Source organism: Kitasatospora kazusensis, assembly GCF_039529945.1.
GTDB classification, from domain to species: Bacteria; Actinomycetota; Actinomycetes; order Streptomycetales; family Streptomycetaceae; genus Kitasatospora; species Kitasatospora kazusensis.
On the sequence record NZ_BAAANT010000016.1, the window covers coordinates 1 to 13,413 of the forward strand.

9 protein-coding genes are annotated in these 13,413 nt (G+C 75.7%); 5 read left to right on the plus strand and 4 right to left on the minus strand.

Features of this window, described 5'->3' with window-relative positions:
• Positions 1-1,067, plus strand: a 1,067-nt coding sequence (gene sucB, locus ABD330_RS15800; RefSeq protein WP_344465328.1) for a 2-oxoglutarate dehydrogenase, E2 component, dihydrolipoamide succinyltransferase, incomplete at its 5' end; no start/stop codon positions are given.
• 176 nt (positions 1,068-1,243) lie between these two features.
• Positions 1,244-1,759: a DUF4240 domain-containing protein gene (locus ABD330_RS15805; protein ID WP_344465553.1), complete on the plus strand. Its 516-nt coding sequence runs from the start codon at positions 1,244-1,246 to the stop codon at positions 1,757-1,759.
• Between the two features lie 8 nt (positions 1,760-1,767).
• On the opposite strand, the gene ABD330_RS15810 is transcribed toward ABD330_RS15805, so the two are convergent.
• Entirely contained in the window at positions 1,768-2,265 is a 498-nt protein-coding gene (locus tag ABD330_RS15810; RefSeq protein ID WP_344465330.1) for a GNAT family N-acetyltransferase, read from the minus strand.
• Between the two features lie 81 nt (positions 2,266-2,346).
• Between ABD330_RS15810 and ABD330_RS15815 the strand changes: the two genes are divergently transcribed.
• Both ABD330_RS15815 and ABD330_RS15820 read left to right on the plus strand, forming a co-directional pair.
• Positions 2,347-3,261: a TIGR01777 family oxidoreductase gene (locus ABD330_RS15815; protein ID WP_344465332.1), complete on the plus strand. Its 915-nt coding sequence runs from the start codon at positions 2,347-2,349 to the stop codon at positions 3,259-3,261.
• Between the two features lie 439 nt (positions 3,262-3,700).
• Positions 3,701-5,044 (plus strand): NAD(P)/FAD-dependent oxidoreductase, encoded by a 1,344-nt coding sequence (locus tag ABD330_RS15820; protein ID WP_344465335.1) that lies wholly within the window; start codon positions 3,701-3,703, stop codon positions 5,042-5,044.
• Between the two features lie 135 nt (positions 5,045-5,179).
• On the opposite strand, the gene ABD330_RS15825 is transcribed toward ABD330_RS15820, so the two are convergent.
• Positions 5,180-6,817 carry a S53 family peptidase gene (locus tag ABD330_RS15825; RefSeq protein ID WP_344465337.1) on the minus strand — a complete coding sequence of 546 codons (1,638 nt, stop codon included), beginning with the start codon at positions 6,815-6,817 and terminating at the stop codon, positions 5,180-5,182.
• Between the two features lie 249 nt (positions 6,818-7,066).
• Positions 7,067-9,826: a helix-turn-helix transcriptional regulator gene (locus tag ABD330_RS15830; protein ID WP_344465339.1), complete on the minus strand. Its 2,760-nt coding sequence runs from the start codon at positions 9,824-9,826 to the stop codon at positions 7,067-7,069.
• A 205-nt stretch (positions 9,827-10,031) separates the two neighbouring features.
• Between ABD330_RS15830 and ABD330_RS15835 the strand changes: the two genes are divergently transcribed.
• Positions 10,032-11,258, plus strand: a complete 1,227-nt coding sequence (locus ABD330_RS15835) for a cation:proton antiporter (RefSeq protein WP_344465341.1) — start codon at positions 10,032-10,034, stop codon at positions 11,256-11,258.
• A gap of 125 nt (positions 11,259-11,383) precedes the next feature.
• On the opposite strand, the gene ABD330_RS15840 is transcribed toward ABD330_RS15835, so the two are convergent.
• Entirely contained in the window at positions 11,384-13,096 is a 1,713-nt protein-coding gene (locus ABD330_RS15840) for an NsdA family TPR-like regulatory protein (protein WP_344465343.1), read from the minus strand.
• Positions 13,097-13,413 lie beyond the last annotated feature (317 nt).

Consider the following 13,413-nt stretch of genomic DNA (forward strand, 5'->3'; position numbering starts at 1 on the left):
CGCCGGCCCCGGTGGCTGCCCCGGCCCCCGTCGCCGCGCCGGCCCCGGCGGCCGCGCCCGCCGCCCCGGCTCCGGTCGCCGCCGCCCCGGCCCCCGTGGCCGCTCCGGCTGCCCCGGCCGCCCCGGCTGCCGACAGCTCCGACGCGTACGTCACCCCGCTGGTCCGCAAGCTCGCGGCCGAGCAGGGCGTGGCGCTCTCCGCCGTCACCGGCACCGGTGTCGGCGGGCGCATCCGCAAGCAGGACGTCATCGCCGCCGCGGAGGCCGCCAAGGCCGCCGTCCCGGCCGCCGCTCCGGCCGCCGCCGCTGCGAAGGCCCCGGCGACCATCGCCGAGGTCTCGCCGCTGCGCGGCACCACGGTGAAGATGTCCCGCCTGCGTTCGGTGATCGCCAAGCGCATGGTGGAGTCCCTCCAGGTCTCCGCCCAGCTGACCACCGTGGTCGAGGTGGACATCACCAACATCATGCGGCTGCGCAACAAGGCGAAGGCGGGCTTCCAGGCCCGCGAGGGCGTCAAGCTCTCGCCGATGCCGTTCTTCGTCAAGGCCGCCATCGAGGCCCTCAAGGCCCACCCGGTGGTGAACTCGCAGATCAACGACGCCGAGGGCACCGTCACCTACCACGGTGCCGAGCACGTCGGCATCGCGGTGGACACCGAGCGCGGTCTGCTCGTCCCGGTCATCCACGACGCGGGCGACCTCAACATCGCCGGCATCGCCAAGAAGACCGCCGACCTGGCCGCTCGCACCCGCGACAACAAGGTCACCCCGGACGAGCTGGGTGGTGGCACCTTCACCATCACGAACACCGGCTCGCGCGGCGCCCTGTTCGACACCCCGATCATCAACCAGCCGCAGGTGGCCATCCTGGGCATCGGCGCTGCCGTCAAGCGTCCGGTGGTCATCAACCACCCGGACCTGGGCGAGACGATCGCGGTCCGCGACATGGTCTACCTGGCCCTGTCCTACGACCACCGGATCGTGGACGGCGCCGACGCCGCCCGCTTCCTGGGCACCGTCAAGGCCCGCCTCGAAGAGGGCGCCTTCGAGGGCGACCTCGGTCTCTGAGCCGGCCTCCGGGAGCCCGCTCCCACGCCTGACCGCCGAGCCCCTGTCCCCGTCTGCCGACGGGGACAGGGGCTCGGCGCCGTCCGGGCCCGCCACCCGCTCCGGCGGGCGCGCGCCACTCCCGGGCGCGCCTATCACGTGCGTGGGTGCGGTCGACCAGCGATGCTGTAGCAGTGATGTACGAGACGGACTTCTGGCAGCTGATCGACGAGAGCAGGGACGCCGCCGACGGCGATCCGGACGACCAGGCCGATGCGTTGGTGGAGCGGCTCGCCCAGCTGACTCCGGACGACGTCATCGACTTCGCCCGGCTGTTCGAGGCCCGGTTCCAGCGGGCGTACCGCACGGACCTGTGGGGTGCGGCCCACCTGCTGCTCGACGGGGCCTCGGAGGACGCGTTCGACTTCTTCCGGTGCTGGCTGATCGGGCAGGGCCGGGAGGTCTTCGAGGGCGGTCTGCACCACCCCGACGACCTGGCCGACCTGCTGTCCGACTTCGACGACGAGGAGGACGGCGACGCCGAGGACCTCGGCTACGCCGCCGACGAGGCGCACGAGCAGCTCACCGGTCTGCCGCTGCCCGACCTGGGCATCGAGCAGCCGCGCGCACCCGAGGGCGAGCCGATCGACTTCACGGACGCGGTCGCGATGGCCGACCGGTTCCCCAAACTCTGGGAGCGGTACGGGGAGTAGGCGGCGGGTCAGCCGTTCAGGCGGCGGCTCATCCAGACGTCGTCCACGTACGCGCCGTTGATCCGGAACTCCTCCGGCGAGACGCCGTCGACCTGGAAGCCGCAGCGGCCGTAGAGCCGCCGGGCGGGGGCGTTGTGCGCCAGCACCCGGAGGGTCATCCGGCGGATGCCCTCGGCCCTGGCCTGCTCGCAGGCCGCCTCGACCAGGGAGCGGCCGATGCCCCGGCCACGGGCCCCGGGCGAGACGGCGAGACCGCGGATCTGGCGGACGTGACTGTTGCTGGCGAGCGGGGTCGGCGCGGCCTGGCGGATGTACCCGAGGATCAACGGGCCGGCCTCGGCGACCAGGAACTGTCCGGGCGGGCAGCGCTCGTCGAAGACCTGGGCGTCCTCGGGCGGCTGCGGGACGACGTCGCTCAACCAGGACCAGGCGGCCCGGTCCAGTACGGCGAGCGGCCGCTCGTCCGCCGCCCGCGCGGTGCGTATCGTCACAGTCTCGGCTCGCATCCCGACATGCTAACGACCCGTCGGGCGGGCGGGCAGGCGATTCTCCGGAGAGCGGCCGGGCGGACCTGCGAGGATGGCCGCATGCGTATCGCGGTGACAGGTTCCACGGGTCTGATCGGCTCCGCACTCGTCCGCTCGCTGCTGGCGGACAAGGCGGGCGGGCACGAGGTGGTGCGGCTGGTCCGCCACCGGAGCCGGACCGGACGGCAGTCGGACGGCACGGTCGGGGTCGGCTGGAACCCCCACCTGCTGCAGGTGGACCGGCACGGGCTGGACGGCGTGGAGGCCGTCGTGCACCTGGCCGGCGCCGGGGTCGGGGACCGGCGGTGGACGGACGCCTACAAGCGGGAGATCCGGGACAGCCGGGTGCTGGGCACCGAGACGATCGCCGCCGCGCTGGCCGAGGCGGAGCAGCCGCCCCGGGTGCTGGTGAGCGGTTCGGCGGTCGGCTACTACGGGCAGACGGCGGCCCGGGTGATCGACGAACAGGCCCCGGCCGGAGACGACTTCCTGGCACAGGTGTGCGTGGAGTGGGAGGCCGCCACCCGGCCCGCCGCCGATGCCGGCGTGCGGGTCGCCCACGCGCGGACCGGGCTGGTGCTCTCCGCCGCCGGTGGTGCGGGGGCCCGGCTGTTCCCGCTGTTCCGGCTGGGGCTGGGCGGCCGGCTGGGCTCGGGCCACCAGTTCTGGAGCGTGATCTCGCTGGCGGACGAGGTCGCGGCGCTGCGCTTCCTGATCGACACCCCGGGGCTCAGCGGGCCGTTCAACCTGACCGGCCCCGAGCCGGTGACCAACCGTGAGCTGACGGAGGCGATGGGGCGGGTGCTCGGGCGGCCGACGCCCTTCCCCGTACCGGAGTTCGCCCTGAAGGCGGCACTCGGCGAGATGGCCGTCGAGGTGGCCGGCAGCCACCGGGTGGTACCGCAGCGGCTCCTCGACGCGGGCTTCGCCTTCCGCCACCCGGACATCGACTCGGCGGTTCGAGCCGCGCTCTAGGCTCCGCCGGTACACCTTCGCCTCGGGGCCCTTGCCCGTACGGGTGGCCACGGACGGGGACGCGTGGAGGCGGCCAGGCGCGTACGGACGGCCACGGCAGGGGCGCCGGGGCATCCCTCCGTGTACGGCGGGTCATCGCGGACACGGGTGCGAGCCCCCCGGAGGGTGGGGCGGCGCGGGGGCGCACGGTTGCACGGATACGGCGCGCCGCACGCCCCCGGTGACCGTACGCGCCTGCTCGGGCGCCGCTTCGGCGTCCCGGGAGCACGCTGCGTGACCGCGCTCCCGTCCCGTGCCGCCGCGCCCCTCCCGTCCCGACGATTCGAGCGGATGTCCCTGCCTGATCGCCGCTTTGACGGGGCATCACATGGATGGACCGTGTCCCGGCGCCCTGTGGCCCTCCTCGGCCGCACCCCGGGGCCAGGGAGGGAGCACGCTCGTGCCCGCATATGACTTCACCCGCCGCACCCGCCGTCAGTCCGACCCGGACGTCGTCGTGGTGGGCGCCGGACTCGCGGGCCTGGCCGCCGCCCGCGCGCTGACCGGCCGCGGCCTCACCGTCCAGGTCCTGGAGGCGACGGAGAGCATCGGCGGCCGGATGGCCGGCCGTCAGCTCGACGGCTTCCGGCTGGACAACGGCAGCCAGCTGCTGAACACCGACTTCCCCGAGCCCGCCCGCCGGCTCGACCTGGACCGCCTGGAGCTGCGCCCGCTCGCCCCCGGCGTCCTGCTGCACAGCGCGGGCCGCCGCTACCGGGTCGGCGCCCCGCAGCAGAGTCTCGTCCGGCAGACCACCGTCCGGCAGGCCGCCGCCCGGGGCCCGCTGGGCAGCCCGCTCGACAAGGCCAGGCTGGGCAACGCGCTCGGGCGGCTCGCCGTGACGCCGGTCTCCCGCCTGCTCGCCAGGCCGGAGACCACCGCCGCCCAGGCCCTGGCCGAACGCGGCCCGGGCCCCCGGACGGCGGACGGGCTGCTGCGCCCGCTGCTCGGCGCCCTGCTCAGCGACCCCGCGCTCGGCACCAGCAGCCGGGTGGCCGACCTGGTGCTGCGCTCGTACGCGCGCGGGCGGCTCTGCCTGCCCGCCGCCGGGGTCGCGGCCGTGCCGGACCAGCTCGCCGAGGGCCTGCCGCCCGGGACGCTCCGGCTCGGGGTGCAGGTCACCTCGATCGCGGCGGACGGTGTCGACACGGCCGCGCACGGCCGGATCGCCGCCCAGGCCGTGGTGATCGCCACCGATGCCAGGTCCGCGGCCGTCCTGCTGCCCGGGCTCCGGCTGCCGGACTTCCACCCGGTGACGACGTACTTCCACGCCGCCGACCGCTCACCGCTCGACGAGCCGGTGCTGCTGCTGGACGCCGACCGGCCGGCCGGCCGCTCGGGGATCTCGCACTCGCTGGTGCTGAGCGAGGTCGACCCGTCGTACGCCCCGCCCGGGCGGGCGCTGGTGGCCACCACCGTGCTCGGCCGCCGGACCTTCGACGGCGGCGGCCCGGCCGGGCACGAGCCGGTGGTGCGGCGGCGGCTGGCGGAGCTGTACGGGACGGCGACCGCGGGCTGGGAGTTCCTGAGCGTGCGGCACCTGCCGGACGCCGTACCGGTGATGCCGCCGCCGCACAACTTCCGGCGGTCGGTGCGGGTGCTGGCCGGGCTGTACGTCTGCGGCGACCACCGGGACACCAGCACCGTGCAGGGCGCGCTGGTCTCCGGGCGGCGCGCGGCGCAGGCCGTGCTGCGGGACCTCGGGCTGCCGGCGCCCCGGCAGGCGGCCGAGGCCGCGGCGTGACGGCCCGCCCGGGGAAGGCCCGCCCGGGAACGGCCTGAACCGGGGAAGGCCCGCCCGGGGAAGGCCTGAAGGGGCGCTGCGCGGCATCGGTACCGGCCGATGCCGCGCAGCGCCCCTCACCGGTGGCGGGCCGGGTCAGCCGAGCTGGGCCTTCAGGAAGTTCGCGCCGTTGTAGGAGCCCCAGCCGGTGACCTTGTCGTAGCCGGCGGCCGCCTTGTAGGCGCCGTTGCTGCCGCTGGTCACGTCGTGGAAGGCGCTGCCGTAGTTGGAGCCGGCGGCCAGCGCGTAGACGGTGCCGTTGGCGAAGCCGAAGGACGGCTTGCCCTTGGCCGCGGCCTCGCTGTTGTAGACGGCGGTGAAGGCCGCCCAGTTGGGCGCGGCCGCGCTGGTGCCGCCGAACACCTGCCAGGAGCCCTGGGTGTAGATCGCCCAGCCCGAGGACGGGTTGGCGACCGCCGCGACGTCCGGGACGGCGCGCTTGGCGCCGGTGTTGACCTTGCTCTGGAAGCTCGGGGTGGCGAAGCCGGAGGAGACGCCGCCGCCGCTGCCGGACCAGGCGGTCTCCTTGCTCCACGCACCGGACGAGGAGGTGGTGAGGGTGGTGCCGCCGGTGCCGGTCACCCACGGGTCGGAGGCCGGGAAGTCGACGCTGGTGCCGCCGTTGCCCTGGTCGTCCGAGCCGCTGTCACCGGACGCCGCGTAGACCGACTGGCCCTGCGCGGCGGCCTCCTTGAGGTCGGTGTCGACGGCGACCAGGTTGCTCGGGGTCTCGCCGGCCTCGTAGGTGCCCCAGCTGATCGAGACGACCGGGACGTTGTCGCTGACCAGCTTGGCGTAGATCGCGGTCTCGCCGGCGTCGCTGTTCGGCGCCTCGTAGACCTTGACCGCCGCGCCGGGCGCCAGCGCCTGGACCACCTCGATGTCGAGCTCGACCTCGTCCTGGCCGGACAGGTCGGTGGTGCCGCCGCCCGCGTTCACCACGGTCGGGGTCGACGGGGTCAGCGAGAACTGCTTGTCGTAGGCGGCGATGTTGGACTGCTGGAAGCCGGAGAACTCGACCAGGCCGACCGTCGATCCCTTGCCGGTGTACCCGGCGTTGATCGTCGAGGTCAGGTTGTACGCGCTGCGGGCCTTGGCGGGGGTCAGGCCGGAGATGTTCGGCTTGGCGGCCGGAGCACCCTGCGCGGTGCTGAAGTGGGTGTACTTGGCGAAGTCGTTCAGACCCGAGACGTCGCTCACCACGGCGGCGATGCCGGCCGGCAGGACGGGGGCGGCGGTGTTGGCGAAGAAGTCCCGGCCGGAGGCGTTGTCGTGGAAGGCCGCCAGGCTGGTGCCGAACGCCTTCTGCACCTGGGCCGCGCTGCCGGAGGCCTCGATGGTGAGCCGGTTGGCCGTCGTCGCGCCGACCTTGAGGCCCTGCGCCTTCAGGTAGGACACCACCTTCGCGACGGACGCCGGGGCGGCGCCGAAGCGGTCGGCGAACTGGTCGACCGTCAGGTAGTGCTGGTACTGCGCCGACTTCGGATCGGTCACCTGGGCGAGGAAGGCGTCCAGCCCGGCGGCGTCGCGGGACTGCAGGCTGACGGCCAGTGATATCTGCCGGTCGGCGGCCACCGTGCCGGTGCGGGTGGCGTGGCTCACCGCCTGGACGACGTCGCCGCGCAGCGCCACCTGGGCGTCGGGGGCGACGGCGAGGGCCGGGGAGGCGGCGAGGGCGAGGATCGGGAGCGGCGCGGCGATCAGGCCGATGAGGGGCTTGAGACGGGACTTCACTGGGGTCCTCCTGGGACGGTGGGGTGTCGCACGGGAGCTGATGGGTTCCACGTTAGAAATGTCGAGCCACCGTCAAAAGCGGGGTTACCCTTGCCTTGCTTGTGAACGAACCGTGTCCTGTGATTGCCCCGGATGTCGGTGCGTTCCGGCCGGGGACGGCCCGGCCCCGCGCACGCGGCCCGGACCCACCGCGTGCGCGGGACCGGCGGAACGGGACCGGTGGGACCGGCGTCGCCCTCCCGGCGGGCCCTACCGCACCGGAGCGGACAGGGCGCGGGCCAGCGTCATCCGGGAGCTGACGCCGAGCTTGCGGTAGATCCGGGAGAGCGTCCCCTCCACCGTCTTCACGCTGACGAAGAGTGCGGCGGCCACCTCACGGTTGGTCGCCCCCTCCGCCACCAGGCCGGCCACCCGGTGCTCACCGGCCGTCAGCTGCTCCGCCGTCAGCCGGACCGCCGCCGGACCGGAGCGGTCCCCCGGGCCCAGCCGCTGGAGTTCCCGCTCGGCGCGCTCCCGCAGTGGCGGCGCCGCGTGCGCGAGGCAGAGCTCGCGCGCCTCCAGCAGCGCGGCCCGGGCGGCCGCCCGGCGCCGGGCCCGGCGCTCCACGGCGCCGAGCGCGGTCAGGGTGGCGGCCAGTTCGAGCGGCAGCGCCGAGGCGCGCAGCCGCTCGGCCGCCTCCCGCAGCAGCGTGGCGCCCTCGGCCGGATGCCCGAGCGCGGCCTGCCGCAGCCCCTCCGCCCGGTCCAGCGCCGCCGTCGCGCTCGCCGCCCGGTCCGGGAGGTTCCGGGCCTCGGCCAGCACCTGCGCGGCCTCGCCGTGCTCCCCCAGCGCCACCAGGCCCTCGGCCAGCAGCGCCAGGCGGTGCACCGCGGCCGCGTCGGCCAGCTCCATGGCGGCGGCCGACGGCCGGGTCTGCTGGAGGGCCTCGACGGCCAGCGCGGTGGCGGCCGGTTCGCCGGTGAGCAGCAGCGCGCGGGCGAGCACCTCCGTCGAGCGGAGCAGGAAGAGCTGGTCACCGTCCGAGGTGGCGGCGTCCACCGCCTCCTCCGCCAGCTCGACCGCCCGGCGCAGCTCGCCGCCCGCGAGTTCGGCCAGCGCGCCGGCGTAGGCCGCCGGCGCGGAGCGCACACCGCTGCCGGCGAGCAGGCGGCGAGCGCGCCCGGCCGCGTCGAGGGCGGCCCGGCAGCGCCCGGCCCGGACGTCGAGCCGGACGGCCGCCACCAGGGTGGCCAGCACCTCCTCGACGGCGGTGCCGTCCTGCGGGAGGGCGTGCAGCTCGGCGATCAGCGCCTCGGCGGCGGCCACCCGGTCGGCGTCCAGCTCGATCAGCGCCCGACGGCGGATCAGCCCGGCCGAGACGGCCGGGGACAGGCCGGGGGCCTGGGCCTGCCGCAGGGCCTGCCGGGCCCGGTCGTCCTCGCCGCGCATCGCCCGGACCGTCCCGAGCAGGCCGAGCGCCGCCGCCCGGGTGTCGGCGTCGGCGGCGAGGTCGGCGGCGTGTCCGGCGTACTCGGCGGCGTGGTCCGTCCGGCCGCCGAGCAGTGCGCGGACGGCGGCTCCGTGCCAGAGCGGCGCCGCGAGGGCGGGGTGTCCGGCGGTGTCCAGCAGGCCGTCGCGGAGCACGTCGCCGCTGGCCTGGAGCGCCTGGCCGGCGGCTTGCAGCAGGAGCAGGCGGGCCCTGGTCCGGCGGGCCAGGTCGGGCGGCGGTCCGTCCAGGACCGGGCGGACGGCGCGGCGGGCCTCCTCCGGCAGGCCGCCGTCGCAGGCGTACCCGGCGGCGGCGAGCAGGCGGTCCCAGCGCCGGGCGGGCGGGCCGGGCGGGGTGCGGGCGGCGGCCAGCGCCGCCAGCTCGTACGCCGTCCGGTGGGCGCCCCGGCGCCGGGCCGCGGCGGCGGCCTCGGTCAGCTCGGCGGCGACGCCCTCGTTCTGCTCCGGGTGGGCGAGGGCGAGGTGCCGGGCCCGTTCGGCGGGCTCGGGGACGGCCGCGGCCAGGGCCTGGTGGGCCCGCTGCCTGGCCTCGCGGGCAGCGTCGGCGAGCAGGGCGGCGGGCAGCAGCGGGTGCCGGAACCGGGCGGTGCCGTCGGCCGCCAGGTCGAGCACCCCGAGGGCCGCCCCCAGGGCCAGCGCGGACGGGGCGTCGGCGGCCCCGGCGGCCGTCAGCAGGGCGGCGCTCGGGCGGGAGGCCGCGGCGGCCAGCAGCAGGACGTACCGGGCCTCCTCGGGGAGTCCGCGCAGGCGGTCCAGCAGCAGTGTGCGCAGGCGTTTGGGGACGGGCAGCTGCTCGCCGGGGGCGCGTGGGCCGGTGGTCCGGGCCAGTTCCAGGGCGTAGTGCGGGTTGCCCGCCGCCGCGCGGCCGATCTCGCGCAGTTCGGGGGCCAGCTGCCGGGCGCCCGGCCGGGTGGCGAGCAGCTCGGCCATCGCGCCGGGCGCGAGCGGGGGGACGGGCAGTTCGGCGGTGCCGGGCGGGCAGGGCTCGGGGGCGCCGGGCTCGCGGGGGCCGGGCAGTTCGCCCTCCGGTACGCGCTCGGTGGCCAGGATCCGGACGCCGATCGCGCCGGCCCGGCGGGCGACGAAGTCGAGCACCTCGGCGCTCGGGCGGTCCAGCCACTGGATGCCGTCCAGCACCAGCAGGACGGGCGCCAGCGCCCGCAGCAGCTCGACCACGGCGACCGGGACGGCGAGCCGCCCGAGGTCGCCGTCCGGGTACGCGCCGCGCAGCAGGGCTGTCCGCAGGGCCGTGCGCGGGGCGTCCGCCAGGGCGTCGATCCGGGCCTCCGGGAGCTGGCCGAGCAGGTCGATCAGGCCGACGAACGGCATCGCGCGCTCCCGCTCGGCCGGGGTGCAGCGCAGGACGGTGACGCCGGAGCGCCGGGCCTCGGCGGCGAGCGCGGCCACCACCGTGCTGCGGCCGATGCCGGGCGGCCCGTACAGCAGCACCCCGGTGTGTTCGCGCAACAGGTCACTGGCCGTGGCCAGTAGTTCGGCCCGGCCGATCGCCCTACTCGGCATCCGCCACCCCCTTCTCGCCATGCACCTGGCAATCCCCACTCGCCATCCCAGCCCAGGACCTGGCGGACCGTCAACAGCCGGGCGGCACCGGAGCACGCCCGAAACGAGATGTTCACGGCCCTTGATCACCCGGCCACGGACACCCGGCGTGCCAGTATTCCGATATGACGCACAGTGGGACATTCCTCGCATCCGGCCGACGCCGGTGACCGCCCCCGCCGTCGACCCCCAGTCCCTGGTCCTGATCCCCGCCTGCGCCCTGGCCGCGCCGCTGCTCGCGGACCGGCTCGACCGGTGGCTGGCGGTGCCGACCGTGGTGTTCGAGATCGTGCTCGGCGTCCTGGTCGGGCCGGACGTACTGGGCTGGGCGAACGTCGGCGACCTGCTGAACACGCTCTCCCAGTTCGGGCTGGCGATGCTGATGTTCCTCGCCGGGTACGAGCTCGACTTCGTCCGGCTGCGCGGCGGGCCGATCAGGCGCGCCGGCGCCTCCTGGCTGGTCACGCTGACCGTCGCGCTCGGCGCGGGCGCGCTGGCCGACCGCAGCGCCCTCGACGGCACCTTCGCCGGACTCGCGCTGACCACCACGGCGCTAGGCACCATCCTGCCCGTCCTGCGGGACGCGGGAGACCTGCCGACCCCGTTCGGAGCGATGGCGATGGCCACCGGCGCGGTCGGCGAGTTCGGGCCGATCATCGCCGTCGCCCTGCTGCTCAGCGGCAACGCCCCGGCCAGGTCGGCCGTCATCCTGGCGGCGTTCGCCGTGCTGGCCGGGGTGGCGCTCGCCTACGCGCGGCGGCCCCGGCCGGCCTGGATGAGCAGACTGATCGGCCGGACCCTGCGCACCTCCGGGCAGTTCGCGGTGCGCACCGTGATGCTGGTGCTCGCCGCCATGGTCGCCACCGCGATCTGGCTCGACCTGGACATGCTGCTCGGCGCGTTCACCGCCGGGATCATCTCCGGCCTGCTGCTGGCGGACGTACCCGAGGCCGCCGAGGAGGTGATCGAGGCCAAACTCGAAGGCATCGGGTTCGGCTTCCTCGTCCCGGTCTTCTTCGTGGTCAGCGGCATGAACTTCGACCTGAAGGCCCTGCTGGACGACCCGGGGACGCTCCTGCTGCTCCCCGCCTTCCTGCTGCTCTTCCTGCTGCTGCGCGGCCTGCCCGCCGCGCTGCTCGCCCCGGCGGCCCTCGGCCGCCGGGACCGCGTGGCGCTCGGCCTGTACGCGGCCACCGCGCTGCCGCTGGTCGTGGTCATCACCACCATCGAGGTCGAGGCCGGACACCTGCACTCGTCCACCGCGGCGGCCCTGGTGGGCGCGGGCATGCTCTCCGTCCTGCTCTTCCCGCTGCTCGCCCAGCGCCTCCGCGGCGGGGCTGCGCCCCCGACCCCGCACCCGGACGGGCCGCGCGTCCACGCGGAGAGCTGGTAGGCCTGAGTGCGGCGCCGTACCTGCCGACTTCGCGCAGTTCCCCGCGCCCCTGGGGGGGTGAGCCCGGGCCGGTGGGTGGGTTTCCCGTGCCCCTGGGGGTGGGCACGGGTCGACGGGGGTGGGGGTCAGATGACGCCGGCTTGGCGGGCTGCCTCCTCGAATGCGCGGGCGGCCTGGCTGACCCGGTACGGGGCGAGGCGGCGGTGGAAGTCGCGCAGGTACTCGACCGTACGGGCGGACCGCATCTCGCCGGCCGCGCGCAGCGCCTCCGCCGCCATCGCGCAGGCCTCGTCCACGTCGCCCATGCCGAGCCGGGCGGTGGCGAGCACCATCCGGCAGAAGATCCGGCTGCGGGCATAGGCGGGCGCGCGCAGCCGCAGCGACTTCTCCGCGTGCTGGGCGGCGGGCCGCCACTGCTGGAGGTCGCGGTAGCAGTGCGCGAACTCGTCGGCGAGCTGCGCCTCGTCGAAGAACCGGGCCCAGGGCGGCACCTCGTCACTGGGCCGCCCGGCCGCGAGGGCCCGCTCGCAGCGGACCAGGGCCGTGGTGCAGGAGCGGACGTCGCCCATCAGCGCGTGACCGCGCGCCTCGGCGGCGTGCATCAGCGACTGGACGACGGGCGCGGCGGCCGTGCCGACGCCCTGCTGTGCCACCCGGGCGAGCTGGATCGCCTCCCGCCCGTGCCCGAGGTGCACGGCCTGCTGGCTCATGGTGGTGAGGACGTACCCGCCGAGCACTCTGTCGCCCGCCGCCTGCGAGAGCCGCAGGGCCTGGACGAAGTACCGCTGGGCGAGTCCGTGCGCGGCGATGTCGAACGACGTCCAGCCCGCGAGTCTGGTCAGGTCGGCGACCGCGCCGAACAGCGCCCGGCCGATCTGCTCGCCGTAGCGGCCGCGCAGCATCGGCTCGGCCTCGCTCTCCAGGTAGCGGACCAGCGCCTGCCGGGCGTGTCCGCCGCCGTACGCCTGGTCCAGGGCGCGGAACAGGTCGCCGACGGCGCGGATCGCCGCGATGTCGCCCCGGCCGACGCGCAGCGGGGGGCGCTGCTCGCGGCCGGGCTGTTCGGCGGGCTCGGTCCCCGGCGGGCGGCCCGGGACGGCGGGGCCGCGGTTCTGCACCGGGACCCGGCCGAGGGCGGGCAGCGGCTGGCGGGCGCCCGGGACCGCCGGTTTCACCCCCGTGTCGGTCAGGCCCGGCACCGAGCCGTCCCGCGCGACGCGTTCGTCGGTGCGCCCGATCAGCCAGTCCCGGCTGGGGACGACCAGACCGGCCGGGGTGAAGGCGATCCGGCGCAGCTCGGACTGCGAGCCGCTGTCCTTGCGCCACATGCTGGCGACGATGTCGACGGCCTCCTGCGGCGTCTCGGCGAACTCCAGCCCGGCGTAGACCGGGGCGCAGGCGTCCAGGCCGATGTCCTGGGCGGTGAAGCGGCGGCCGAGCCGGCGGGTGAAGACCTCGGCGATCAGCGCGGGGGTGGCGCCGCGCGGCTGCTGCCCGCGCAGCCAGCGGGTGACGGAGGTCTTGTCGTAGCGCAGGTCGAGGCCGTGCTCCAGGCCGAGTTGGTCGACCCGGCGGGCCAGGCCGGCGTGCGAGAAGCCGGCCTCCTCGATCAGTGCCGCCAGGCGCGGGTTCTGCGTCCTGGCCGCTGCCAGGGCGGCGGCCTGGGCGGCCGTCTGGACAGCCGTCTGGACAGTGCCCGGCCCGGCACTGCGAGCGGTTGGCTCGGCGGCGCCGGCCGGGCCGGACGCGTGCGCAACGACCCCGTCCTGCCCACCGTGCGGGTCGAGCGGGTCGAGCGGTCCGTACGCCGGGCTGTCGGTTGCAGGCCGTTGGGGCATATCAGTCAACACCTCTCGAGCGCCGTACCGGTCCCCCCGGTACCCGGAGCGGCGCCCCCTGTCGGGAATCGGCGTGAATGTAGCGAGCATTTTGCCGCTATGGGTGGATCTGGGCGGGCAATCCTCCGAACGGGTGAAGCAACGGCGTCCGTTATGGGGAAGGTGGGGCCGGACGTGTTTCGGTGAGAGGGCTGCTATGCCCCTTTCGGGTCCCTGGTCTGCGGCACCATGACACCGAGCCCGGATATGGCGATCCGTCACATAGGCGTGCGGGCCGGGGTTTCCACCGATCCGGGCCATGGACACCCCTTCAGCAG

Excerpts from the sequence above, each read along its gene's own strand:
- ABD330_RS15805 (WP_344465553.1), top strand. The coding sequence starts at position 1,244 with ATGTACGAGACGGACTTCTGGCAGCTGATCGACGAGAGCAGGGACGCC.
- ABD330_RS15810 (WP_344465330.1), bottom strand. The coding sequence starts at position 2,265 with ATGCGAGCCGAGACTGTGACGATACGCACCGCGCGGGCGGCGGACGAG.
- ABD330_RS15815 (WP_344465332.1), top strand. The coding sequence starts at position 2,347 with ATGCGTATCGCGGTGACAGGTTCCACGGGTCTGATCGGCTCCGCACTC.
- ABD330_RS15830 (WP_344465339.1), bottom strand. The coding sequence starts at position 9,826 with ATGCCGAGTAGGGCGATCGGCCGGGCCGAACTACTGGCCACGGCCAGT.
- ABD330_RS15840 (WP_344465343.1), bottom strand. The coding sequence starts at position 13,096 with ATGCCCCAACGGCCTGCAACCGACAGCCCGGCGTACGGACCGCTCGAC.